Genomic DNA, 513 nt, shown 5'->3' with positions numbered 1-513 from the left:
GGTTGTGTGGTTAGAGGGTTGGGGTAATCTGGTATGAGCATCTGCATCGGAGTCTTCTTGTTGAGGGCTCGATGAGGACGCGCTGTGTTATAGAGAGCAATCGTTTGCGAGAGGATCTCTCGAACTTCTTCTATGGGTTTGTCCTCAAAGTTGTAGAGCCAGTCGTTCTTGATGATCCCGTTAAGTCGCTCTGCCATAGCGTTGTGGAGAGGGTTGCCTGTCTGGGTGACGCTGGTTACGATGCCTAGGCTGGCCTCGTAGTCGGTCATCTGCTTGGAGACGTATTGACAGCCTCGGTCGCTATGGAAGATGAGTCCTTTGAGGTCAAAGCCATGCTTTTGGTAGAAGTCAACGGTCTGTTTTAGTGCGTTGTAGGGGCCCTCTGTGGAGAGCGTGGGCTGCAGGTCAAAGCCGGTGATGATGCGGCTATAAGCATCCATCGTCAGGGAGAGATATGCGAAGCCCCCTAAACACTTGACGTAGGTTATGTCTGAGACGGTGAGCCGGCAATGG

The 513-nt window shown here is 52.6% G+C and carries 1 protein-coding gene; it reads right to left on the bottom strand.

The genetic code is table 11. The features are described 5' to 3' along the window. Window positions 1–513 (bottom strand): integrase core domain-containing protein (locus PORUE0001_RS02225; protein WP_007364837.1); only part of this gene is annotated, 513 nt, incomplete at both ends.

This window comes from Porphyromonas uenonis 60-3 (assembly GCF_000174775.1).
Taxonomy (GTDB): domain Bacteria; phylum Bacteroidota; class Bacteroidia; order Bacteroidales; family Porphyromonadaceae; genus Porphyromonas; species Porphyromonas uenonis_A.
This window is presented reverse-complemented; position numbering and strand designations above follow the sequence as displayed.